The sequence below is a fragment of the Marinobacter bryozoorum genome, from assembly GCF_023156245.1.
Taxonomy (GTDB): domain Bacteria; phylum Pseudomonadota; class Gammaproteobacteria; order Pseudomonadales; family Oleiphilaceae; genus Marinobacter; species Marinobacter bryozoorum.
The window spans coordinates 119101-143135 of record NZ_JAKZAH010000006.1; the positions used below are offsets into that span (position 1 = coordinate 119101).

Annotated in this window: 25 protein-coding genes; 16 read left to right on the forward strand and 9 right to left on the reverse strand. The window is 61.3% G+C overall.

From position 1 onward, the window contains the following. Positions 1–3: 3 nt before the first annotated feature. Positions 4–891: a cytochrome c oxidase subunit 3 gene (locus MLC59_RS05555; protein ID WP_248231750.1), complete on the forward strand. Its 888-nt coding sequence runs from the start codon at positions 4–6 to the stop codon at positions 889–891. 65 nt (positions 892–956) lie between these two features. On the opposite strand, the gene MLC59_RS05560 is transcribed toward MLC59_RS05555, so the two are convergent. After that, positions 957–1169: a twin transmembrane helix small protein gene (locus tag MLC59_RS05560; protein WP_248231751.1), complete on the reverse strand. Its 213-nt coding sequence runs from the start codon at positions 1167–1169 to the stop codon at positions 957–959. 74 nt (positions 1170–1243) lie between these two features. On the opposite strand from MLC59_RS05560, the gene MLC59_RS05565 reads away from it, so the two are divergent. From MLC59_RS05565 to MLC59_RS05615, 11 genes are all read left to right on the forward strand, one after another. Further along, positions 1244–1969: an SURF1 family protein gene (locus MLC59_RS05565; RefSeq protein ID WP_248231752.1), complete on the forward strand. Its 726-nt coding sequence runs from the start codon at positions 1244–1246 to the stop codon at positions 1967–1969. Then, on the forward strand, positions 1970–2605 hold the full coding sequence (locus MLC59_RS05570) for a hypothetical protein (protein WP_248231753.1): 636 nt from the start codon (positions 1970–1972) through the stop codon (positions 2603–2605). 104 nt (positions 2606–2709) lie between these two features. Further along, positions 2710–3759, forward strand: coding sequence for a COX15/CtaA family protein (locus MLC59_RS05575; protein WP_248231901.1), 1050 nt, complete (start codon positions 2710–2712; stop codon positions 3757–3759). Continuing rightward, a complete protein-coding gene (gene cyoE / locus MLC59_RS05580; RefSeq protein ID WP_248231754.1) occupies positions 3756–4667 on the forward strand; it encodes a heme o synthase in 912 nt (303 codons plus the stop codon). The genes MLC59_RS05575 and cyoE overlap by 4 nt, the downstream gene beginning before the upstream one ends. 51 nt (positions 4668–4718) lie before the next feature. Beyond that, the gene (locus tag MLC59_RS05585; protein ID WP_248231755.1) at positions 4719–5381 is read left to right on the forward strand and encodes an SCO family protein; all 663 of its coding nucleotides are present in this window, start codon (positions 4719–4721) and stop codon (positions 5379–5381) included. A 50-nt stretch (positions 5382–5431) separates the two neighbouring features. Continuing rightward, a complete protein-coding gene (locus MLC59_RS05590) occupies positions 5432–5731 on the forward strand; it encodes a putative quinol monooxygenase (protein ID WP_248231758.1) in 300 nt (99 codons plus the stop codon). 35 nt (positions 5732–5766) lie between these two features. Beyond that, complete coding sequence (locus MLC59_RS05595; RefSeq protein ID WP_248231759.1) at positions 5767–6969, forward strand: YbfB/YjiJ family MFS transporter; 1203 nt, start codon at positions 5767–5769, stop codon at positions 6967–6969. A gap of 36 nt (positions 6970–7005) precedes the next feature. After that, positions 7006–9489 carry an ATP-dependent helicase HrpB gene (hrpB, locus tag MLC59_RS05600; protein WP_248231764.1) on the forward strand — a complete coding sequence of 828 codons (2484 nt, stop codon included), beginning with the start codon at positions 7006–7008 and terminating at the stop codon, positions 9487–9489. 74 nt (positions 9490–9563) lie between these two features. Next, complete coding sequence (locus tag MLC59_RS05605) at positions 9564–10274, forward strand: aspartate/glutamate racemase family protein (RefSeq protein ID WP_248231767.1); 711 nt, start codon at positions 9564–9566, stop codon at positions 10272–10274. Positions 10275–10566: 292 nt separating this feature from the next. Then, positions 10567–11028: a DUF5675 family protein gene (locus MLC59_RS05610; RefSeq protein WP_248231773.1), complete on the forward strand. Its 462-nt coding sequence runs from the start codon at positions 10567–10569 to the stop codon at positions 11026–11028. 7 nt (positions 11029–11035) lie between these two features. After that, the gene (locus MLC59_RS05615) at positions 11036–11764 is read left to right on the forward strand and encodes a hypothetical protein (RefSeq protein ID WP_248231775.1); all 729 of its coding nucleotides are present in this window, start codon (positions 11036–11038) and stop codon (positions 11762–11764) included. Positions 11765–11897: 133 nt separating this feature from the next. On the opposite strand, the gene MLC59_RS05620 is transcribed toward MLC59_RS05615, so the two are convergent. The 6 genes from MLC59_RS05620 to MLC59_RS05645 all read right to left on the reverse strand — a co-directional run bounded on the left by MLC59_RS05620 (position 11898) and on the right by MLC59_RS05645 (position 17156). Then, a complete protein-coding gene (locus MLC59_RS05620) occupies positions 11898–12305 on the reverse strand; it encodes a CBS domain-containing protein (protein ID WP_248231777.1) in 408 nt (135 codons plus the stop codon). Between the two features lie 136 nt (positions 12306–12441). Further along, positions 12442–13173 carry a sulfite exporter TauE/SafE family protein gene (locus tag MLC59_RS05625; RefSeq protein ID WP_248231780.1) on the reverse strand — a complete coding sequence of 244 codons (732 nt, stop codon included), beginning with the start codon at positions 13171–13173 and terminating at the stop codon, positions 12442–12444. Beyond that, positions 13170–14003 (reverse strand): SDR family oxidoreductase, encoded by an 834-nt coding sequence (locus MLC59_RS05630; protein WP_248231783.1) that lies wholly within the window; start codon positions 14001–14003, stop codon positions 13170–13172. The genes MLC59_RS05625 and MLC59_RS05630 overlap by 4 nt, the downstream gene beginning before the upstream one ends. Next, positions 14000–14941, reverse strand: a complete 942-nt coding sequence (locus MLC59_RS05635) for an SDR family oxidoreductase (protein ID WP_248231788.1) — start codon at positions 14939–14941, stop codon at positions 14000–14002. Before MLC59_RS05635 ends, MLC59_RS05630 begins: the two co-directional genes overlap by 4 nt. Before the next feature lie 4 nt (positions 14942–14945). Then, entirely contained in the window at positions 14946–15848 is a 903-nt protein-coding gene (locus MLC59_RS05640) for a bile acid:sodium symporter family protein (protein ID WP_248231791.1), read from the reverse strand. Between the two features lie 6 nt (positions 15849–15854). After that, entirely contained in the window at positions 15855–17156 is a 1302-nt protein-coding gene (locus MLC59_RS05645) for a flavin-containing monooxygenase (RefSeq protein WP_248231792.1), read from the reverse strand. 98 nt (positions 17157–17254) lie between these two features. Here MLC59_RS05645 and MLC59_RS05650 point away from each other — a divergent pair, with 98 nt between their 5' ends. Then, positions 17255–18229, forward strand: a complete 975-nt coding sequence (locus MLC59_RS05650) for an AraC family transcriptional regulator (protein WP_248231799.1) — start codon at positions 17255–17257, stop codon at positions 18227–18229. A 153-nt stretch (positions 18230–18382) separates the two neighbouring features. Here the strand turns inward: MLC59_RS05650 and MLC59_RS05655 are convergent, their stop codons facing one another. Beyond that, positions 18383–18751: a DUF6746 family protein gene (locus tag MLC59_RS05655; RefSeq protein ID WP_248231803.1), complete on the reverse strand. Its 369-nt coding sequence runs from the start codon at positions 18749–18751 to the stop codon at positions 18383–18385. 148 nt (positions 18752–18899) lie between these two features. Here MLC59_RS05655 and MLC59_RS05660 point away from each other — a divergent pair, with 148 nt between their 5' ends. The 3 genes from MLC59_RS05660 to MLC59_RS05670 all read left to right on the forward strand — a co-directional run bounded on the left by MLC59_RS05660 (position 18900) and on the right by MLC59_RS05670 (position 22822). Then, a complete protein-coding gene (locus MLC59_RS05660; protein WP_248231804.1) occupies positions 18900–19709 on the forward strand; it encodes an ATP-grasp domain-containing protein in 810 nt (269 codons plus the stop codon). A 139-nt stretch (positions 19710–19848) separates the two neighbouring features. After that, entirely contained in the window at positions 19849–21024 is a 1176-nt protein-coding gene (locus MLC59_RS05665) for a type III PLP-dependent enzyme (protein ID WP_248231809.1), read from the forward strand. Between the two features lie 193 nt (positions 21025–21217). After that, a complete protein-coding gene (locus MLC59_RS05670) occupies positions 21218–22822 on the forward strand; it encodes a Na/Pi cotransporter family protein (protein ID WP_248231810.1) in 1605 nt (534 codons plus the stop codon). A gap of 8 nt (positions 22823–22830) precedes the next feature. Here the strand turns inward: MLC59_RS05670 and MLC59_RS05675 are convergent, their stop codons facing one another. Continuing rightward, complete coding sequence (locus MLC59_RS05675; protein ID WP_248231812.1) at positions 22831–24033, reverse strand: MFS transporter; 1203 nt, start codon at positions 24031–24033, stop codon at positions 22831–22833. Between the last annotated feature and the right edge of the window lie 2 nt (positions 24034–24035).

The following is a 24035-nucleotide window of genomic DNA, read 5'->3' on the forward strand; positions in this document are numbered from 1 at the left end:
CACATGGCGAATAACCAGACGTACTACGTACCAGAGCAGAGCAAGTGGCCAATAGTGGCTACGATCGGGTTGGTCCTTACCCTTTACGGGGTTGCCTCGGTAATGGTGAACGGGTCCCAGGGGGAATCTACTGACGGGTCCTGGTTCATTTTCCTTATCGGCGCCCTGGTGATGGTTTACATGCTGTTTGGCTGGTTCGGATCGGTGATCCGGGAGAGCCGGGCAGGGCTCTACAGTCCCCAGATGGACCGGTCTTTCCGCTGGGGTATGAGCTGGTTTATTTTTTCCGAGGTGATGTTCTTTGCCGCGTTCTTTGGCGCCCTCTTCTATTCCCGGGTTTTTGTGGTGCCCTGGCTGGGAGGAGAAGGTGACAAGGGCTCCAGCGCGATGCTCTGGGAGGGCTTCCAGGCCGCCTGGCCCTTGATCAATAACCCGAACCCCGAGGCCTATCCCGCGCCAGACGGCGTTATCGGCGCCTGGGGCCTGCCACTGGTGAACACAATCCTGCTGGTTACCTCATCGTTCACCGTGACCGTGGCACACCATGCTCTCAAGGAAGATAATCGCAAGAAGGTAAAAATCTGGCTTGGTGCCACCATTGTGCTGGCCCTGGTCTTCCTTGGCCTGCAGGCAGAGGAATACGTCCACGCCTACCAGGACCTGAACCTGACCCTGCAGTCCGGCATCTACGGCAGCACCTTCTTTATGCTCACCGGGTTCCACGGTGCCCACGTGATTCTCGGTACGATCATCCTGATCGTGATGTTCTTCCGCATCCAGAAAGGGCACTTCACCGGCGACAATCACTTCGGATTCGAGGCGGCCAGCTGGTACTGGCACTTTGTTGACGTGGTGTGGCTGGGTCTGTTTATCTTCGTCTACGTCATCTGACGTTCCTGGGCTCCGGGCAGCATTGCCCGGAGTCCTTCAGGTACTGCCTGCCACTTGGCAGCGGTTTAATGATAGGGCGTGGGGTTGAGGTCCAGCCCCCCTTGCCAAAGTGACAGCAGGATAACCGCCAGTAACAAGATGCTGAGCGCGACCCTGACTACCAGTGAATTGACCACCCGCCGTCGGCCCCCATCGTCCCTGATCAGGAAAAACAAGCCACTGAACAGGCTGACGATCACGGCCAGCATCAATACCACGATCAGGATTTTGAGAAGCATGAGCCTCGTCCCCGCGTTGGAAGGTCTTTATTATTGTCTGTATGAAGGCAATGAACCTGTGACTATAACAGAGCATGTCTGAACATGAATCCCGACACCGGGTCTGGGCGCCTGACTGGCGGCTGCTGCTGCTCGCGGCCGCACTACTGCCAGTCCTGCTATGGCTCGGGTTTTGGCAGCTTGATCGTGCGGAAGAGAAAAACCGGTTGCTGGCACAGTGGGAAGATGTTGCCGGTGCGCTGGCCTGGGTCGAGGTTGCTGGGGCCGAGCCGGCCAGCGGGCAGCCGGTCAGGGTTAGCGGACGGTACCGGCCAGCCACCTGGCTACTCGATAACCGTACCCGTGATGGTATCCCGGGTTACGAAGTATTGACGTTATTCCAGCCGGATCGCGGGCCACCGCTGGTGGTGAATCGGGGCTGGGTTGCGGCTGAGCGGACCCGTTCCCGGTTACCGGAAGTGCAGACCCCGGAGGGCGAGGTCTCCTTGCTGGCGCGGATTGCAGACTATCCGGAACCGCCCGTGTTGGCCGGTGAGGCTGCCGGGGAGCCGTCCATGGGTACCGGGCCGCAGCGCGTACAGGCGCTCCCCAGAAGGGTAGTGACCGGCGTAGAGCCCTCCATAGCACATAACATCCTGAGACTGGATGACAGTAATCAACCGGGAGCCTTCCGGGTGGACTGGGAACCGGATATGATGGATCCTCAGACCCACTATGGTTATGCCCTGCAATGGTTTTCCCTGGCAGCGGCGCTCATCATACTGACAATAATAGCGAGCTATCGTAAGCAGGAGTCCTGAATGACTGATACCACTGCCGAGCTGCACGAAGCCGAACCGACCCCGGAACAGGTCCGTCGTGGCCGCCGTACCGCCCTGCTCCTGTTTGCCATCGGTTTCGGCCCGATGATCTTCGCCACCATCATGTATTACACAGGTTGGCTCCATCCCGAGACGCGCAGTAACCATGGCGAACTTATCCAGCCGGCGGTTCCCGTGGCGGAGCTGAACCTTCTGGATGCCGGGGGTGACTCCCTGGAAACCCGTTTCGGTCCACAACTGCAGGAGCCCAAATGGATGCTCATGGTCACCGCCCAGACCTGCGGCGATGATTGTGAGCAGTTGCTGTACCTGGCGCGCCAGGTAAACATTGCCCTTGGCAAACACGCAAACCGGGTTGGTCGTGCCGCCTGGATCGGAGAGGTCTCGCCGGAACTCCAGCAGCGTTGGGATACCGATTACCGCTCCATGGAGCGTCTGCAGATTGCCCCGGGTGCCCGGCCAGCCTGGCCTGAACAGGCAAATCCGGCGGATGCGCCGGGCATCCTGGTCGTCGACCCCTTTGGTAATGTGATGATGCATTACGACGCCGAACACACGGGGAAGCAAATGCTCGAAGACCTCAAGCACCTGATGAAATTGTCCCAGATAGGCTAGCGGCCCGGCCGGGCATTGCCCCCCGGGCCAACCAGACAAGGTAACGGATTGTGCAAGAACAATTACAAGACACCCGGACACCGCACAGCCACGCCCATCGCGTGATGGCACGCTGGGCACTTATCGCCGCCCTGTTCACCGTTGTGGTTGTCATGCTCGGCGCCTGGACCCGGCTGGTGGATGCCGGTCTGGGCTGCCCCGACTGGCCCGGATGTTATGGCTTCCTGACCGTGCCCCAGAGCGAGTCCAGTATAGCCGTGGCAAATGCCCGCTTCCCCGACTCGCCGGTGGATGTGTCCAAGGGCTGGCCGGAGATGATTCACCGTTATGCAGCGGGCACCCTGGGTCTGATCGTATTTGGTATCGCAGCTTATGGGGTCCGGCATCGCCGTGAAGGGGTACCGGTCAAACTGCCCCTGTTCATTGCCGGCTTTATCGTATTGCAGGCGCTGTTCGGTATGTGGACGGTCACCCTCCAGCTCTGGCCAAAGGTAGTGGCCCTGCACCTGCTGGGAGGCTTCACCACGCTGAGCCTGTTAACCCTCCTGACGCTGCGCTTACGGGGCCGGCGAAAACCCCTTGCGCCAGACCGTGCCAGCGCAGTAGCCCGGCTGCGGCCGTGGATCTACGGGGGCCTGGCACTGGTGATACTGCAGATTGCCCTTGGAGCTTGGACGGCGGCCAACTATGCAGCCGTTGCCTGCACTGACCTGCCTACCTGCCAGGGACAGTGGTGGCCCGACAATATGGACTTCCGCCATGGCTTTGACCTGTTGCAGACCATCGGTCCCAACTATCTCGGTGGCCAGTTGACAGCGGACGGGCGGGTCGCCATCCACGTTACCCACCGTTTGGGCGCAGTGATCGTACTGGCCTATCTCGGTCTGCTCCTGCTGGCCCTCTGGCGTCACACCCGGAATTCACCGGCAAGGTCCATGGTGCTCTTGACCGCCACCGCCCTGGTCATGCAGATTGGGCTCGGCATTGCCAATATCCTGTTCCATATTCCCCTGTCAGTGGCGGTGGCCCATAACGCCATGGGAGCCGGTCTGTTACTGACCGTAATCCACATGCTCTGGCAGGTTCATGGCTATGCACGCCAGCCGGTCGCAGAACCGGCGCACACAACAACAAATCGCGAGGTACCCGCATGACAGACCAGGCCAAGGCCCTGACGGCCCGCCCGACCACCACCCGGTCGGTTTCCTGGCGTGACTTCCTGGAGCTGACCAAGCCCCGTGTGGTCGCGCTGATGATCCTGACGGCGGTTATCGGTATGCTGCTTGCCACACCAGGCGTGCCGGGCTGGGATGTGCTGCTCTTCGGCAACCTCGGTATCGCTTTGCTCGCTGGCGCTGCGGCGGTAGTGAACCATGTCGTGGACCAGAAGATCGATACCGTGATGGCTCGCACCCGCCGACGGCCGGTGGCCACCGGCCGGGTCAGCCAGGTGGACGCCCTGCTCTTCGCAACCGTGCTTGCACTGGCCGGCATGATGATCCTGATGTGGCAAGTCAATGCCCTGACTGCCTGGCTGACCCTGGCCTCACTGGTAGGCTATGCCGGCGTCTACACGCTTTTCCTCAAGCGGGCCACGCCCCAGAATATTGTCATTGGCGGCCTTGCCGGGGCCATGCCGCCGCTGCTGGGCTGGACTGCTGTGACCAACCAGGTGGAGGGCCACGCCCTGTTGCTGGTGCTGATTATCTTTGCGTGGACACCGCCCCACTTCTGGGCCCTGGCCATCCATCGCAAGGAGGAATACGCCAAGGCCGGTATTCCGATGCTGCCAGTGACTCACGGCAACCGCTATACCGAGCTTCATATCCTGCTATACACCTTGATGCTGCTGGCAGTGACCCTGCTACCTTTTGCCACAGGCATGTCGGGCTGGATCTATCTGGCCGGCGCCACGGCACTTGGGTTACGCTTCCTCCAGTACTCGGTTCGCCTGCTCAGGGGCGATGACCGCCGGGTCGCACTGGCAACCTTCAAATACTCCATAACCTACCTGATGGCCCTGTTCGTGGTGTTGCTGGTCGACCACTTCTTCTATTTCTGATGTCCCGGCGGTCCTTTCGGGGACCGCCTTTGACCACTGACAGGAGTTTCCATGACTCGCTCGGTCCGGCGTACGCTGGTGCTGCTATTGATGGTTGTCGCAGCCATTTTCTCGCTCGTTGTCTATCAACAGACGGACACGCAAACCCGGGAACCGGAGCCTGCCCCTGACCTGAGTGCCATGAATACCTTTGTCTACCCAGAGCCGCGGGCACTTGCGGAATTTACCCTGACCAGCGAACAGGGTGAGGAAAAGACCCGCCAGGACCTGCGAGGTCAGTGGACGTTCGTATTCGTCGGCTATACCCATTGCCCGGATATCTGCCCCGCCACCATGGCGACCCTGCGGCAGGCTGACAGCCGGATTCCTGCGGAGCTGCCGCAGCCGGAATACCTGCTGGTAAGCGCGGACCCGGAGCGGGATACACCTGAGCAGTTGCGGGATTACCTGGGGTTCTTTGGCGAGGACTTCCACGGGCTGACTGGAGATATCGATGTGCTGCGGGAGTTGGCAAAAAGTGTAGGCGCTGTCTTTGTGCACCGGGACGATGGTAACGGCAATAACCTGGTCGACCACAGTGGCCACCTGGCGCTGCTCAATCCCGATGGCAGGATGGCTGCCGTCATTCAGCCGCCCCACGACCCGGATAAACTGGTCAAAGCTTACCGAGAGATCTACGAGTGGACCCGGCAGAACCAGGCCCGGTCTGGTTGAGGGTCTTATAACAACAGCGCCCACGCGGGCGCACCACACTGAGGAAAACCATGCTATACGTACGTGCCATCCTGAACGTCAAACCTGATCAGCGCGAAACCCTGATTGAAGCGGCCAAGCCCTGCATCGAAGCCACCCTGAAAGAGCCCGGCTGTGTCGAGTACGAACTGCATACCAGCCTGTCCGATCCCAATCGCCTGGTGTTCCTGGAAGTTTGGGAATCCGCCGAACACCTGGGACCCCATGGCAAGAGCGATCATATGAAGGCATTTGGCAAGGTCGCCGCCGGCTGTCTGGCAGCGCCTCCGCGAATCGAGTACATTACCCCGGCCAAGGTTGACGTAAAATAACCCCATCCATACCGGAATAATCCCCTGGAGTAATAATGACAGAGCATCGGCCCGCCTCGGACGCCAGGCAGCTCATGTCGGTCGTGCTGGCCGGTGCTATCCTCCTGCTGGTGGTCCACGCCCTGGGCCGCTTTATTTACACCCCCCTGTTGCCGTACCTGGTTGGTGATGGCCAACTGACAGCCAGTGAAGGCGCGTCTGTTGCCACCTGGAACTACCTGGGCTATCTCATTGGTGCGTTGCTGGCGGTTCGATGGTACCGCCCTGACCAGATCCGCATCTCCCTGCCCATTGCCATGCTGGTGCATGTGATCACTACCCTGGCCCAGACCCAGGTGGAGCCTGTGGCTGCTCTGTCGGGCCTGCGGCTGGTCAACGGCATTGCCAATGGCGTGGTGTTTGTGCAGGCGCCGGCGCTGATCCTGGAATGGCTGGTGCGACGTAACCGTACGGGTGCCAGCGGGCTGGTGTATGTGGGCGTGGGTGCCGGTTTGCTGGTGTCCAGCTTCCTGGTCTCCGGCACGGCAGACCTGCTCTCCGGTCCGGCCCGCTGGTGGCCAGCTGCCCTGCTGTCCATTCCGCTGGCCCTGTGGGCCACCTGGCGCCTGGTCAGGCTGGATGTGCCGGCCCGTATCCAGCGGGACGATGGCTCCTATGTCGATAAAGGGCCCTTGCTGGACCGGGCCAGCATTCCCCTGTTCCTTTCCTACGCGGGTGCCGGGCTGGGCTATATCCTGCCCATGACCTTCCTGCCCCTGCTGACCAAGACCCAGTTGCCCGATGGCCACTGGCTGGTGGACGGGTCCTGGTTGCTGGTAGCCGTGGTCACCATTCCCACGCCCATCATCTGGAGTTTCCTCGGGTCCCGTTTCGGTGACTTGCCGGCCCTGCGGCTCAACTACCTGATCCAGTTCCTGGGCGCCCTGGCCGTTGTCATCTGGCCTGGCCCCCTGGGCATCGTACTCTGTGCACTGCTGGTGGGCAGTACCTTTGTGGGCACCGTGCTGCTGACCCAGCGCATCGGCCGAGCCTTGCACCCTCACCAGGGCCCGCGACTCTCAGCCGCGATGGTTGCTTTGTACAGCGTGACCCAGATGGCCGGCCCCTGGCTGACACGGCAGTGGCTGGATGCCGGCGGCACCCTGGTGGGCGCCTTTACCCTGGGGGCGGTCGCACTGGGTTGGGGGCTGCTGCTGGCGCTGTTCGTGCCCCGGCCGGAGGACTGGCATGCCCGTTAACGGGCACACAGGCTCTCAACTGCCAGGTTGAACGGCATGTTACCCATCGACCAGGTCCTGCCCGAACTGATCCGAACGCTGGAGCAGCACACCACGGTGCTGCTGCAGGCACCGCCGGGTGCCGGCAAGACCACACGGGTTCCCATGGCCCTGAAGGACGCCTCCTGGCGGGATGGCCGCAAGATCCTGATGCTGGAGCCGCGTCGCCTGGCGGCCCGCTCCGCAGCCGCCTACATGGCCCGCCAGCTGGGCGAGAAGCCCGGGCAGACCGTTGGCTACCGAACCCGCCTGGACACGCGAATCGGCGCTGACACCATTATTGAAGTAGTGACCGAAGGTATTCTCACCCGGCTGATCCAGGGCGATTCGTTGCTGGAGGACTACGCCGCCATCCTGTTCGATGAATTCCATGAGCGTTCCCTGCAGGCGGACCTTGGCCTTGCATTGGTAAGGGAAACCCAGCAGGTGTTGCGGCCGGGCCTGCGGGTACTGGTCATGTCCGCCACCCTGGATACCGGACCCCTGGCTCATCTGCTGGGGGGCGCCCCGGTGATTTCGAGCGAAGGCCGGGCCTTCCCGGTGGAGGTGCACTACCGTCCTTCCGCGGTCTCCGCGGGGCGACCACCCAGGCTGCTGGACCAGGTGGTCACGGTGATCCATGAAGCCCTGGCGGAGCATCCCGGATCCATCCTGGTGTTCCTTCCCGGCGCCGGTGAAATTCACAAGGTGGAGCAACTGCTCAGAGCCCACCTGCCAGCCAATACATGGCTCGTGCCCCTGTATGGCAACCTGAAAGGCGATGCCCAGGACCAGGCCATCGAACCGGCTCCGGAAGGGCAGCGCAAGGTTGTCCTTGCCACTGCCATTGCCGAAACCAGCCTGACCATTGAGGGTGTTCGTGTAGTGGTCGACGCTGGCCAGGCCCGCCGCGCGGTCTTCGACCCCAACAGCGGCATGACCCGCCTGGTCACGGGGCGGGTTTCCCGCGCTGCGGCAGAGCAACGCCGGGGCCGCGCAGGGCGTGTCGAGCCTGGTGTGTGCTTCCGCTTGTGGGGCGAGACGGAACACCACAGCCTGGCGGACTATACGCCGCCGGAAATCCTCGCAGCCGACCTGGCACCCCTGGCCCTGGAACTGGCCCAGTGGGGCGCCCGGGCCCCCGACGACCTGGAGTGGCTGGACCTGCCCCCGAAAGCCCACTGGGCGCAGGCAGTCGAATTATTGCAGTGGCTGGATCTGCTGGATGGAGAAGGCGCCATTACCGACCATGGTCGCCAGGCCCGGCAACTGGGTGTCCATCCCAGGCTGGCTCATATGGTGCTCAAAGGGCGTGAGCTGGGCTATCCGAGAACCGCTGCCCGCCTCGCTGCCCTCTTCGGTGAGCGTGATTTGCTGGGGCGTGGCGCTGGAGCGGACATCGTGTACCGGCTACAGGCGCTGGCCGGTGATTACCGCGTACCAGGACTGGACAGGGGCCGGCTGGATGCCATTCGACGAGCGGCGGACCGACTGCTGCCGCACGAACAGACGGAAGACGAGGACGACGCCCTGCCGGCCGGTCGTCTGTTGGCGTTCGCTTACCCGGACCGGGTAGGCCGACGGCGGACCGGTGATGCCAATCGTTACCAGCTGAGTAATGGTCGGGGTGCCCGCCTGGCTGACGATGATGCCCTGGGCACCCGGCAATGGATTGTCGCCGCCGACCTGGACGGACAGGCCCGGGAAGCGCAGGTCTTCCTGGCCGCCGCTACTGATCGCGCCACCCTGGAAGCCGACCTGGAGGCCCATATCGAAACAGTTGAGGAAGCCTTGTGGGACGACAGGCGCGGCACGGTCGTTGCTCGTCGGGTAACCCGCCTGGGTGCACTGATGCTGGCGGAGCAGTCCCTGCCGGATCCGGGGCCTGAGCAGGTCCAGCAAGGACTGCTCAATGCCGTGCGCCAGAAGGACATAGGAAGCCTGCCTTGGAATGAAACGGCCAGACAATGGCAGGCCCGGGTCCAGGCCATGCGGCGGCTGGAGCCGGACCAGTGGCCCGATGTTTCCGACAACGGCCTGTTGGCCGCACTGGATCAATGGTTGGCACCGTTCCTGGCGGGCGTGCGTAACTGGAAGGCGCTGCAGCAGGTTTCGCTGGTGGATGCCCTGCAGTCACTGCTGCCATGGGATCAGCAACAGCGTTTGTCCAGGGCGCTGCCCACCACGCTGGAGATACCCACCGGCCAGCACCTGCGACTGGATTACACCGCCGAGAACGGCCCGGTGCTGGCCACAAAGCTGCAAGCCCTGTTCGGCTGGACGGAAACCCCCAGGCTCGCCGATGGCCGCATCCCGGTCGTTATTCACTTGCTGTCCCCGGCCCAGCGACCCCTTGCCGTCACAGCCGACCTTAAGAATTTCTGGACGCAGGTATACCCGGAAGTCCGCAAGGAGATGCGTGGCCGTTATCCCAAGCATCCCTGGCCTGAAGATCCCCTGACAGCGGAGGCGAAGATGGGGACCAAAAAATCGGGCAGGTAGTCGCGTCGGCCTTAGTAAATTTCGCATGTTCTGCTAGGTTAGATGTTTTCATAACAGAACAAGGAGACGTTCAGATGAAAACCATGGGCCTGATCGGTGGTATGAGCTGGGAGTCCACCCAGACCTATTACCGGCTCATCAACCAGGCAGTCCGGGAACAGCTCGGCGGGCTGCATTCCGCACAGCTTGTGCTCTACAGTGTCGACTTTGCGGAAATCGAGGCGCTCCAGCACCAGGGTGACTGGGAGGCCACTGCCGCTATTCTCTCCGGGGCTGCCCGGTCCCTGCGCTCTGCTGGCGCAGACTTCCTCGTACTTTGTACCAATACCATGCACAAGGTGGCGCCCAGGATCGAGCAGGCCTCGGAACTGCCCTTGCTGCACATCGCGGATGCGACCGCAGACGTTCTGCAGGGTGACGGCGTAACCCGGGTCGGCTTGCTGGGTACCGGGTTTACCATGGAACAGGCCTTCTATCGGGAGCGCCTGGAGGCCCGGGGGATCGAGGTGCTGGTTCCGGACAAGGCCCAGCGGGAACTGGTTCACCGGGTCATCTACGAGGAGCTGTGCCTGGGTGACATCCGGCCCGCCTCGAAGCAGGCCTACCTGGAGGTGGTCACCTCGCTGGCTGACCGCGGCGCCCAGGGCGTCATTCTCGGCTGCACCGAGATCGGGCTGCTGATCCAGGCACCCGATACCCCGGTCAGGCTCTACGACACCACCGCCATCCATGCCAGCCAGGCGGTGGCGCATGCCTTGAATGGCACTGATCACCCGGACCACTGATGGAAAGAGGCCCTTTGGCATCTGAGGTTCATAAAACGGGCATTGGTCCAGACCCGGCACGATCCCGGGTCAGAGTCGCAGGCGTTCGGTTTGGCCTTACGGCTGGTTGATCCACTGAGTCATGATCCCGGCATGAAATTCCAGGTTTCTTGTGTGCTGGAAATGTGACTGGTTTCTCGAAGATGTAGGTTTTGACTTAAGGTTCATTCACAAATGCCCCGCTCTTTTCCAGCCTGCCGTACTATTCAGCTCACTGAGTATCTGGTTACAAGACAACAAGGAGGGATTTGTCTTGCTTATTCGGCTGAAGCGCAAATGGGAGACGGAGCGGTCCAAGATCGGGCAATACGCAATCGAGGGCACTAATATCAAAGGCTATATGCTTGAACGACCGGGCCCCGATACGTTGGAGGCAGGTCTGAGGAAGCGGGTACCTGAGGGAACCTACCAACTTTGCTGGCACATCGGTGAAGCCTTTCAGAATGTTCTCAAGCTCTATAACAGTGAGGTACCGAAGGAGCGGGCGATACTGATCCATATTGGAAACTATCCGAGAGACACCGACGGTTGTCTTCTCCCAGGGCTGACGAGAGAGACTGACGTCGTGTGGAACAGCGGAACAGCGATGAAGCGTATCAGGGATCACGTCAAGTCGATCGGCTTTGAAGGTAGCGGCGGACCACAGAACAATGCCCGGATAAGGGGCGGTGCCACCATAGTCATCGAGAACTGTTTCGAACCATCGGAGGGTTAACAGAACCATGATGAAATATGGAGTGCTTTGGTTAGCTTGTCTGGCTTTTACACCGCTTTCTGGCTTTGCTGATTCCAGAGGGGTGCCGGTTTATTTCGACATGGGGTCAGAGGAGAAAGCGAGATTCGGTGAGGCCCGCGCCCCTGCATTTCTGACGGCAAGGGATTTTGCTGGACTGGTATCGGCAGAGAGAGAGTTTCTGGGCTACATCGGGCCTGACTACACCCGGTTGCATATCGGTTTTAGCGAGATTCATCCAGAGAAGGGAGGTCACCCTGCTGTTCGGGTTTCGGGATACCTGAGGGTGGATGATGTTTATTGTGAAATGGCTGGTCTGATCAGGGCGGAACGTAGCCATGACCTGAAACAGCTGGACTATGGTGTCGACAACAAGCATCGCGATGCGGGGATAAAGCGTCAGGGAATGCTTTTCGGCTCCTATGAGCTTAAGACTTCCGGCGATAAGCCCTGTAAAGGCTCTCTGGCGGGACGCAACAGGGTCAGCTGGATGCTGATGGACGACGGCTCGGTCAAGCGTAACGACATTGGCAACGTCCGCTTTCTCCGCGGAGATAACCAGTATGCCGGCGTCTGGCAGCGCGACTCAGAGAAAGACCCGGTTACGGTTAACTGGGGCGAGTATCGTATTCCCTTTGCACGTCCTGAGCTGGATATTGGCGCAGGAGAGTTCTCCGTTAATCCTGATTACCGTGACCATGGGTGGCAGGACTTTTAAAGACCCTTACACATTCGCCCTGGTACAACAGGAGCCTCTGTCCCGGCCTACATTTGCTTGGTCTGCCTGCATCGCGCCCGGCTCTCAAGGCGTCCGGCAGAGCAGTGGATTGGTGAAGTTGCCAGATGGGACATCAGGCCACCCGGCAGGCCTTTAGCTGGTCGTTCAGGGCGGCCATGACCCGGGAACGGGTGAGCACGCCCAGTACGCGGTTGTTCTTGTCCACCACCGGGTACACCTTGGGCCTTTGCCCGGAGAACAGGTTGGCGAGGGCCAGTTCTGACATCTCCGGGGTAACCGATACCGGGTTGCGGGACATGATGTCGCTGATGCGGACCCAGTTGTCGCAGTGATAGCTGCTGCTGGCCAGCGAGCGGATGCAGTCCTGCTCGGACAGGAAGCCCACCAGGCGGTTGTTATCGTCCACGACCGGCAGGCCGGTATGACCACTGGAGAGGATCTGGTCCACGGCCCGGCTCAGGTAATCCCGTTCGTGGAGGGCGGGAGTCCACTTGGACATAAGGTCTTCTACGGTGCGCATGGGTACCTCCTGGGAATCAGTTGATGCGTCTGATTCCCAGTATCCTCAAGGCGCTGTCTGATGCCCAATGGGGCTTTCCAATCCTTTTGATTCGCTAAAGCTATGAGCAAACGAAATTCGATAGCTTTGTGGAATTCTATGGCCGCAGTATCAGCAGTAACCCGGTGATCAGTAACACGCTGTATACCGCTTGCCGAAACCGCTCTTCATTGAGCCGGTGATGGAGGAACTCCCCCACCAGTACCCCGACGACCAGTAACGGCAGGTACCACACCAGTCGATCGGCACTGGCTATCAGGCTGCCATCGAAAAGGTAGAGCATACTCAGCGTCAGGTTCAGGGTGAACCACACCGTCAGCAAGGTGGCTCGGGTACGGCTTTTGTCCAGTTGGATACCGGCCAGGGCATAGACCAGCAGGGGGCCGCCGGAGGCGAACAGGCCGTGGGTGATGCCGGCGCCGAAAGTGATGATGCGGCTGGTCACCAGACCGTGGGGTTCCGCCACATGGCCGCCGAACAGGCGCCACAGTTCCTTGCCGGCAAACCACACCACCAGGACACCAAACAGCACTTTGAGGATACCGGCTCCCAGCCAGGGCGTAAGTATGTAGCCGGTCAGGGTGCCGGCCACCATCAGCGGCAGGATGAGTGTGGCCAGCAGGCGCCAGTGGATGTGCTGGCGGTGTTTCCAGGTGAGGTAGCCACTCATGAACACGTTCAGCGGCACCAGCACTGGCAGCATCTCCGGGATGGGCAGCAGGATGGCCCCCAGGGACAGGGCGATGACAATGGAACCGAAACCGGTGATGGCTTCAATGGTGTAGGCCAGCAGGATGGCCAGGCCGAGCCAGAGCCAGGGGTCGATCATGTTGCAGGGTTCCCGTTGGACGTGGCGGACTCATGGGTCGGGTGGCCGGCGATGTCACCGGCGAATTTCCGGCGTACGGCTTTCAGGTACAGGGAGGGCGCGATCCGCCACAGCAGGCTGCCAAAGCGGGATACCGGCTCGGGCAGGAGCCAGCGCTTGCGCCTGGCCAGGGCGCCATCGATCATCCGGGCCATGTCCGCGGCGCTGCCCATGCCACCGATGGTGGAGCGGGCGTGGGTAGCCTTGCGGCCATCGGCTCCCAGGGCGTTCTGCTCGATGGGCGTGTCCAGGAAACTGGGGTAGACCATCAGCAGGTGTATACCCCGGGGTTCGAGCTCCAGTCGCAGCACCTCGAAGAACTGGATCAGGGCACCCTTGGCGGCGCAGTAGCCGGCCCGGCCCGGTACCGGCATCCAGCCGGCCATGGAGCCGATGCATACGATCTGTCCCTTACTGCGTTCCAGCAGTGGCAGCGCCAGCTGGGTAAGTTCCACCGGCCCCTGCCAGTCTACGGCCATCACCTTGCGGAATACGCCCGGGTTGGTGCTCGCGGCCGGGGACCGGTGGGTGATACCGGCGTTGTTTACCAGCAGGTCCAGGCGTCCGTAAACGTCTTCGGTTTCCCGCACCAGTCGCTCCAGGTCCGGCGTGTGGGTGACGTCGACAGTGACAATATGCACCCGGGTGTCGTCGCCCAGTTCATTACGACGGCGCAGCAGGGCTTCGGCGTCGATATCCGCCAGTACCAGGCAGTGACCGGCCTTGTACCAGTGTTGCGCCATGGCCCAGCCCAGGCCACTGGCGGCGCCGGTGATCAGGGTAACGGTCACAGATCCCCCTTCTTTCTCGCCTGTTCAATGAAGTAGTCGAAGGTCTCCGCCGAGGTTTTCTGCAGCCGATACCCGAATTCTTCCTTAAGCCGTCGGTTGCTCAGCACCGGGCGGTAGCGAAGGAAGTTGATTTGCTCCGGTCCCACTGGCTTGCCCAGCCATTTCGCTATCTGAAGGCCGCCTTTGACTACGCTGGCGGGGAGGGTCAGCAGGGGCTTGTCCAGCCTACTGGCGATCTCCCGGATGGTCAGGGCGCCATCGCCGGCCATGTTGTAGCGACCGGTTTTGTCCTCGCGAATGCCCTGCTCCATGGCGCCGACCACGTCCTGGTCCCAGATAAACACGAAGGGTGAGTCACTGCCGCGAATGGCCAGCAGGCGGGGCGCCAGGAACAGGCCGGTAATCTGGTTACGGGTTTCGGACCCCAGTACCGTACCTGGCCTGAAGATCAGCTGTTGCAGTTGCGGGTGCTCGTTCCGGTATTTCTCCAGCAACTCCTCCACCTGGCGCTTGTGGTCCGAGTAGGCAAACTCCGGGTTGCCCCGCAGCGGATCATCCTCGTCGATCCAGGCCGGGTTGTCCGGGTGGTAGCCATAGGCGGCACCGGAACTGGTCACAGTGATGTGCTTTACCTTCGCCGCGACACAGGCCTCCAGCACGTTGCGGGTGCCGTTGACGTCGATGTCGTAGTCCCGCTGCCGGTCCGGGGAAGCCTGGAGTATGGATGCCAGGTGGATCACATGGGTGATGCGGTATTCCGCCAGGGTGAGCACCAGGTTGTTGTCGCGCACGTCCAGCACTTCCAGGGGAAACTCAAGGCCGTCCCGCTTGTTGATGTCGGTGCCGAAGACAAAATAGTCCTTCGCCAGACGATTACCCAGCTGGTGACCAATGTAGCCGGCGGCGCCGGTGATGAGAATACGTTTTTCCTGGGTCATGGGGTCAGCTTGCTTGTTCTGTTGGGTGGGGAATGGGCCGGCGGGCCCAGATTTGCGACAGGGTCAGCCCGGATACCAGGTGCCAGACGCCCCAGAAGGCGGTAATCAGCATCATGCCGCCGGCATCGGCGAAGAAGGTGAACAGGATAACCAGCCCCAGGCCGGAGTTCTGGATGCCCACTTCCATGGTCACCGCCCGCTGGTCCGGCACCGACAGCTTCATCAGTCGGGCCATGCCATAGCCGAGTCCCAGGGCCAGCAGGTTATGGCCCACCACCAGCCAGAAGAAGGTATGGAATCGGGCGAGGAACAGTTCCACGTTGTTCAGGAAAGCGATGGCCACAAAGGCCAGGAAGATCAGCAGCGAGACAAGGCGCAGGGGCTTTTCGCTGCGCACCGCCAGTTTGGGAAAGCGCCCGCCGGTAACCATGCCCAGTATCAGCGGCAGGGCCAGTACCAGCAACACCAGCAGCAGGATATTGCCGGGTTCGATGGCGATTTCCTGCAGGTAGGCCCGGGTATGGGGGTTGAGCCAGCCATACAGGGCAAAGTTGAAAGGCGTCATCACCGTCGCCGCCAGGCTGGAGACCGCGGTCATGCTCACCGACACCGCCACACTGCCCTTGCCCAGCCAGGTCATGATGTTGGAGAAGCTGCCACCGGGGCAGGAGGCCACCAGGATCATGCCCAGCGCCAGCTCCGGGTCGATGCGGAAAACCCAGGTAAACAGGCAGGTGCCCAGGGGCAGCAGCAGGAACTGGGCGATCAGCCCGGCTACCGGTGCCCTTGGTATGGTCAGAACCCGCTGGAAGTCCGCGGGTCTGAGGTTGAGCGACACTCCGAACATCATCAATGCGAGGATAACGTTCAGGGTGATCAGGCTGGCGGGGTCGAACTGCACGGTCATGGCCGCTTACCCCTTGTTGCCGGATTCAAGGTCCGCGATATGGCTGGCGAGGCTGTCCAGGTAGGCGTCCTTGTTTACATAGTAGGCCATGCGGGCCAGCTTGATGTAGTTATAGCCGCCGTCCAGCCGTTCACCGGCATGGGTTTTCTTTTTCTGGCGCAGGGCACCAGCCGCTGCCGACCCTTTCTGCTGTTCACGGATGAACAGGGCAGCCAGCCGCGCCTGCTGGTTACGGCCTTCCCAGCCCAGGCCGGTGGCCTCGATCATGCCCATCAGGAACAGGTTGTCGTAGTCCGGGTGCATCATGTTCAGGTAAAGCCGGGGGGCGTCCTCATTTTTCGGCCAGTTCAGGTGCTTGCGATCGATGAACGGGTAGTCCAGCAGATAGCCGGTGGCCATCAGGATCAGGTCATAGTCCCCGGACTCGCCGTCACTGAAGTACACGGTGTGCCCCTCGATGCGGTCAATGGAGCGGCGCGGGCGAATATCCCCATGGCCCAGGTGGTGGAGTACCAGGGAGTTGATCACCGGGTGGGACTCGTACATGCGGTAGTCCGGGTCCGGCAGGCCATAGTCGGAAGGCTTGCCCATAACCATGCGGATCAGCAGGGCATCCATACGCTGCTTGATGGGCCGGGGCAGTTTCAGCTTGCCGCCGATGGTGTCGATGGGCTTGCCCTTGAGAAACTTGGGCAGGAAGTAATAGCCCCGGCGCAGACTCATGTCCACGGAGTTGGCATGGTGCACCGCATCCACGGCGATATCCGCCCCCGAGTTGCCACAGCCCACCACCAGCACCCGCTTGTCCCGGAAGACCTCCGGATTGCGGTAGTCGGCGGAGTGCATGACCGTGCCGGCAAAGTCACCGGGCAGTTCCGGCCTGTTGGGGGTATGCAGGGTGCCGTTGGCGATCATCACCCCGTCAAAGGCCCGGGTCTGTTGCTGGCCATCACGCTCGGTGGTCACCTGCCACTGGTCGCCATCGGGCTCGACGTTGATGACCCGGGTATTGAATTCGTAATGCTCGCGCAGGCCGAAATGATCCACGAAGTCCCGGAAGTAGGTTTTCAGCTCGTGGTGGCTGGGATACTGGGCCACCGAATCCTTCATGGGAAACTCGGTGAACTCCGTCATCCGCTTGGATGAAATCAGATGGGCGGTGTCGTACATGGTGCTGTGGGGGTTGTCGATGTCCCACAGGCCCCCCACATCGTTGTGGAGCTCGAATCCGGTAAAGGGAATACCCTGCTTCTGAAGGTTGCGGGCACAGGCCAGGCCCATGGGGCCGGCGCCAATCACTGCGTACATGATGGTTTTCCTGATTTTGTTGTTATGATCCCGTATCTTACGATTTGATGCGCCGGTTTTCCTGACCGGACGGGACACAAACCACGACAATTCGGGCCATGATCGGAACCTCCCCCAGTGTAACCCACCTCTATGCCCAGGCGATCCTGCAGGCGGCCCAACGCCGTGGTATTACCCTGCCGGAATCTATTACCTGTGAGGTGGTACCAGGTCAACGGGTGCCGCTGGCGGTGCAGGATCAGCTGTGGGAGGAGTACTGCCGCCAGGCCAATGATCCGCTGGCGGGCCTCGATATTGGCCTGGGTTTGCAGGTGGGACACCTGGACAGCGCCGGCATGCTGCTGGTCAGCTGCGATACCCTGAGGGATGGATTGGAAGCACTGGTGGAGTATGCGCCGGTGGTGGGCGATGGTGGCGAGTTTTCATTGTCGGAGGAAGGGGAGCTGTTGTTGTTGTGTTATCACCCGGAATTCCGGGTGAGAGTGGCCGAGCGGGTCGAGGCGGTTATGGCGTCGCTGGTCCGGTTGGCCGGTTGGGCAACGGGGGAGGCCTTTATGCCTGAAACCCTCCTGTTTGCCCATGAGCCGGAGGTCGGTGAGTCAGTCTATCGTGAGCGATTGGGTATGGCGGTGGCGTTCGGCGCTGGCCGAAACTGTCTGCGGTTCCATCGGGACCAGGGGCAGTTGCCGTTGATCCAGGCCAACAGCGCCCTGCGGGATCATTTACGGCAGCTGGCGGATCATACGCTGGAGGCGCTTGGTCATCAGAGTCTGAGTGGCCAAGTGAGTCAGCTGGTCCGGCAGCACCCTGGCTGGGGCAAGGAGCGGGTGGCGTCGGAGCTGCATATGAGCGGCCGCCATCTGACCCGGTTGCTCGCTGAGGAGGGGCTTTCCTTCAAGGTTTTGCGCGAGCGGGACTTGCATCGGCTGGCGGTTGGAATGCTTCGGTCGGGGGACTCGGTGGCGCTGGTTTCCGAGCAACTTGGTTTTTCCGAGGAGGCAGCTTTTTCCCGGGCTTTTCGGCGGTGGGAGGGAGTTAGTCCTTCCCGGTTTCGTTCGGGGCTTTCTGGATAACGTAGCCTTGTGGCTTGGGTGCCGGCGCGGAGCAAGGCCGGTCCAGGGATGGACCGCGAATTGCGGCGGAGAAAGCCCCCCCACCCCGGCACCAGACTCCACAACCCGCAGTCTGGGTGCCCCAGCCCTGACGTCTACCTAAGCTTTCAATGTTTATTCAACTAACTGCCGGGACTTCTCCAGATAGGCCGCGCCCTGCTCAGAAACAGTGTCACTGTCAGCACTCTCGGAAGCCAGGTGTACTTCCTCCAGGGTCACCGCCAGGTTATCCAGCTCCTCACTCATCCTGGCAATGGCTTTCTCCAGGGTATAGGTCAGCTGGTGAACCTCGTTCATCGCCTCCGGCGTCAGCTCCCCGTCCAGAACCGCTTCCAGCTTGTCATTGTACTCAGAGAAGTTGGCGACAGCTTCCGGCAATGTGTTGGAGTCCTTGCCTTCGAAGTGTTCAACGTCAGTGGCAACAGCCAGGCCAGAGAATGCCAGGGCGGCGGTCAGGGTGGTGCATTGGATCAGGGTTTTCATGGAATTCAGCTCCGTTAATTAAGTGATAAGCATTATCATCCGCATCATAGTCCCATTAAATGACGCAGATCAAGCTTCGGTAAATAATTCTTGCCAGTTCCCGGGTTGCGCATAAAATGCGCACTTTCCATCTGAGCACCCCAGACCCATGCAGCTGGTTTCCTTTGATATTTTCCGAACCCTCGGCTTCCCCGATACTACTGTGCTCAAGCCGGCGCAGTTCCTGAACCATAAACCGCTGTTGCAGGAGGCAGACTGGGTACTGTTCCCGGAGTACTGGCAACTGAACGCCCTGGTCTATGGCCTCGGCTGCCGGGTTTTCCCCAGTGAAGCGAGTTATCGCATCGGCCACGACAAAGTGGAAATGACCCGGGCTTTCCAGGCGGTGGCGCCGGAACATACGCCCTGGACCATCATTGAAGCGAACGGGCCACAAGAGCGTGAGCAGATCTGGGGCACCATGCCCCTGCCGTTTGTCGCCAAGCTACCCAAGGCTTCCATGGGTGAAGGGGTGTGGCTGATTGAGTCCCGGGCGGACTGGCTGGCCTATTGTGAGAAAACCCCGGTGCTGTATGTGCAGGAATACCTGCCCATCGACCGGGATGTGCGGGTAGTCGTCGTCGGTGATCGTGTAGTGACTGCCTACTGGCGAACCCAGGCGGACCAGGGGTTCTATAACAATGTGTCCCGGGGTGGGCGCATCGATACCGGGCCGGTGCCGGCGTCTGTTACTGACCTGGCGTTACGCCTGGCGCAGATACTGGGCGTCGACCATGCAGGATTTGATATCGCACTGGTGGAGGGCTACCCCTACGTACTGGAGTTCAACAGGTTATTCGGCAATCAGGGGCTGGGGCAGGGTTCTGAATTGAAAGAGGCTATCCTGGGTTATCTGCGTAGCCAGAGCGCACCGGAAGATCCCGACGGACCGGCGCCCCTATGGCCGGTTGCGGTGTGAATTAACACCTTCGATCATGGGTATTTCTGCTCATATCCGGGTTTGTGAAAAAGCCCGATGATCGCGCCAATTACGGGGTGGCAGCCAGGCTGTCGCCCTTTTTTATTGCGCGTATACCCTGTGGAGGGAAACACCACCCATGACCGACCTTGCCAACGCCAACATCGCTGACTACTACGACACCGAAACCTTCAAGCGCATCAAGGATTTTGCCGATACGAAGGAAACGCCGTTCGTGGTCATCGACACCGCTATGATCAACCGTCAGTACGACGAGCTGGTGGAGGGCTTCCCCTACGCCAGTGTTTACTATGCGGTGAAGGCGAACCCGGCCCCGCAGATCCTGACCATGTTGCGGGACAAGGGGGCCAACTTTGATATCGCCTCGGTGTACGAGCTGGAGAAGGTTATGGCCCTGGGTGTCACCGGCGACCGGATCAGCTACGGCAATACCATCAAGAAGGCGAAGGACGTCCGCACCTTCTACGAGAAAGGTGTGCGCCTGTTTGCCACTGACTCCGAGGCAGACCTGCGCAATATTGCCAAGGCGGCACCCGGTTCCAAGGTGTATGTACGCATCCTCACCGAAGGCACGCTGACCGCGGACTGGCCCCTGTCACGCAAGTTTGGCTGCCAGACGGATATGGCCATGGACCTGCTGATCCTGGCCCGCGACCTGGGCCTGGTACCTTACGGTGTGTCTTTCCATGTGGGCTCCCAGCAGCGGGAAATCGGCGCCTGGGATGCGGCCCTGGGCAAGGTCAAGGTGATCTTCGAGCGCCTGAAGGAAGAAGACGGCATTGAGCTGAAGATGATCAACATGGGGGGCGGGTTCCCTGCCAACTACATCACCCGCACCAACGAGCTGGGTGTGTACGCCGAGGAAATCGCCCGTTTCCTGCAGGAGGACTTTGGTGATGACCTGCCGGAGATCATTATCGAGCCGGGTCGCTCGCTGATTTCCAATGCGGGGGTGCTGGTCAGCGAAGTGGTGCTGATTTCCCGTAAATCCCGTACTGCCCTGCATCGCTGGGTGTTTACGGATGTGGGCAAGTTCAGCGGGCTGATTGAGACCCTGGATGAGTCCATCAAGTTTCCTATCTGGACCGAGAAGACCGGCGAAGGCGAGGATTGTGTGATCGCGGGACCGACCTGCGACAGTGCGGACATCATGTACGAGCACCACAAGTACCCTCTGCCGCTGAACCTGGCGATTGGTGATCGCATGTACTGGTTGTCCACCGGTGCCTATACTACGACTTACAGTGCGGTGGAGTTTAACGGCTTTCCTCCGTTGAAAGACTACTACATCTGAGCCTGCTCTTCCCCGGTCAAGGGGGAGGCCGCGGGGCGGGGAGGCATTCCTTTCGGGAACAAAAAACTCGCTTCGCTCAGACAATTGTTCCCTGCAGGAATGCCTCCCCGCCCCACGGCTTCTGGCTGATGGGGTGGCTTCCTTTTCGCATCGACCTGCCGGGGTATCCTGAACATCTGACAGGGAGTCCTTTTTGAGCACTTCTGTGGTAATCCAGGCCGCTGGCGGCCTCGCCCTGTTCCTGCTGGCCATGGGCATGATGACCGATGGCCTGAAAACCTTTGCCGGGGCCGGGCTCAAACGCCTGCTCGAACGCTGGACAGACCGACCGCTGCGGGGGCTGGCCACCGGTATCCTGATCACCGGCCTGGTTCAGTCGTCCAGTGCGGTGACGGTGGCCACCATCGGCTTTGTAAACGCCGGCATGCTGACCCTGTCCCAGGCGATTGCCGTGGTGTTCGGTGCCAATGTCGGGACCACGGTGACCAGCTGGCTGGTGGCACTGGTGGGCAGTGGGTTCAAGATCAGTGCCCTGGCGCTGCCGATCCTGACCGTGGGGGTCATTCTCCGTATTGCCGGCTCGGGCGGCCGCTGGGCGTCACTGGGTGAGGCGCTGGCCGGTTTCGGGTTGTTCTTTCTGGGCCTGGACCTGCTCAAGGATTCCCTGGGAGGCTTTGCCACCGGCTTCAGCTCCACGGTTGAAGGCGGAGCTGGTACCCACTGGGCCATGTATCTGGGTATCGGCTTTGTGATTACCCTGCTCACCCAGTCTTCGTCCGCCACATTGGCCATTGTGCTTACCGCGGCGGGTACCGGTGTAATCAGCCTGGAAGCCGGCGCTGCGGGTGTGATTGGTGCCAGCCTGGGCACGACCTCAACCGCGGCGGTGGCGGTGCTCAATGCGACCGCGAATGCCCGCCGCCTGGCCATGAGTCATATCCTTTTCAACGTGGTCGCCGGTGTGATCGCCCTGGCGGTGATGCCCCTTGTCCTGGCCCTTGCCGGTGTGCTGGCGGACTGGCTGGACCTGGAAGGCAGCCCGGCGATTCTGCTGGCGGCCTTCCATACCCTGTTCAAGCTGATTGGTATCGCCCTGCTCCTGCCCCTGGTGCCCTGGCTGGCCCGCCGGCTGGACCGGTTTTTCCGCAGTGCCGAGGAGGACCTGTCACGGCCCCGGTACCTGGACCGTACCGTGGCGTCGACGCCGGAGCTGGCGGTGGGCGCCCTGCAGCAGGAACTGGAGCGGATGGAAGAACTGGTCACAGGCCTGGTCCATGCCGCCCTGACCCGCGAGGGCATGACCGTTGCTGCTGGTACCCGCCAGACCTCCGCTATCCATAGCCTGTATCACGCCATTACCGGATTCGCTGCCAGGACCCGGGCCGAGAAAATGTCTCCGGAGCTGGTGGAACAACTGACGGTGGCGGTTCGCACCGCTCGCTATCTCTCGGAGATGGCTGGTCAGGCCGGCAGTGCTATCCGGTTACGGGAAGTGCGTCGCGTGCTCCCGGAAGACACGGTCCGGCTGCTGATGGACCGGTACCTGGAGGCGGTGAACCGGTTGCTGACCTCGGAGGACGTCGCCGGTGAATCAGTCAGCGAGACCGAAGCCCTGTATCAGAAGCTCAAAGCCTCCGTCTTGCGGGCCATCGTGAACGCTGAGCTGGATGAAGACCAGGGCCAGGCCACGCTGGATGATCTCAGCGCGCTGCGACGTATGCTGGATCAGGGCCTGAAGGCAAAGGGCATGCTGGCCGGTACAGACTCTGATTCCGCCCTGCCCCAGGCCGAAGCCTGAAGCCGGTATCAGTTATTCTGGGCACGCCTGGCAGGTGTCAGGTCCAGGGTTCGGATGACCGGCAGTACCAGGATACTGTAAACAATCATCACCAGGATGCTGTGACGGATATCCCCGGTCATGTCCGCTACCGCACCGCCAGTCATGGGCACCAGGAAGGCAATGGTGTAGCCCACCAGGAAGGTGCCTGCTGATAATCGGCCGGTTTCTCCGGGGCGGGTCAGCAGGGGCGGCAGCGCCACCAGCAGGATCAGCAGTATGCCGGCGACGAAGCTCATCACCGTGGCACTGGCAATGGCCCACCAGCCTTCCAGCAAGATGGCGCCAATGGTGCCCACTACACTGATCACGGCCATCACCCCGATCAGGTAGCGACGACCGACCCACCGGCGTGCGGTTTTCAGCATCACCAGTGAGGCGAACACCTGGGCAATGTTGTAGAAGAACAGGGCGCGGGAGAGTTTGTCGAAGTGCCCGGTCTGCTCTAGCAGGTTACCCATGTAGGCGTTGAGTCCAAAGAACATGGAGGCGGACAGCCCCAGCAGCAGGCCGATTTTCAGGGTCAGCGGGTTGGACCAGTCTGGCAGCCAGGCGGCACGCTGTACCGGTCGGGCCAGGCCCCGTTTCGGCAGGAACAGGGCGGCGGCGACCAGCAGGGCCGGCAGGGACCAGGCCAGCAGGGTCAGCCGCCAGCTGTTATCCATCAGGGGGACCAGCACCGGCAGGGTCACGCCAGCGCCCACAAACTCCCCCATCAGCATACCGTTCATGTAAATTGCCGTGCCCATGGCCACATGGTGTGGCTGCAGCCATCGGGGCAGCAATGCCGGTAGGGCCGGCTGCATCATGGCAATGCCCAGTCCCATAACGGTGCTGGCGGCTAACAGGGTGATGATCTCGGGTGCCAGGCCCCGGGCGGCGGAACCCATCGCCATGATGACCATGGCCAGTACCAGGGTATTGCGGGGTCCAAGGCGGGATATGGCCAGGGAGCCGGGCATGGCGCCGACGGCGAGCATCAGGATGGGGAGGGTGGTCAGCGCGCCGGTGAGGGTCTGGTTCAGCCCCAGGTCAGCACTGATAAACGGTGCTAGTGGCGGTGCCACCAGGATCGGGACTCGCAGGTAAAGTCCTGCCAGCCAAAGCAACACCGCCACCGGCAGCAGGCGTGCTGGCGATGGCGGTGTTTCAGCGGTCAGATCAGCGGCCATTT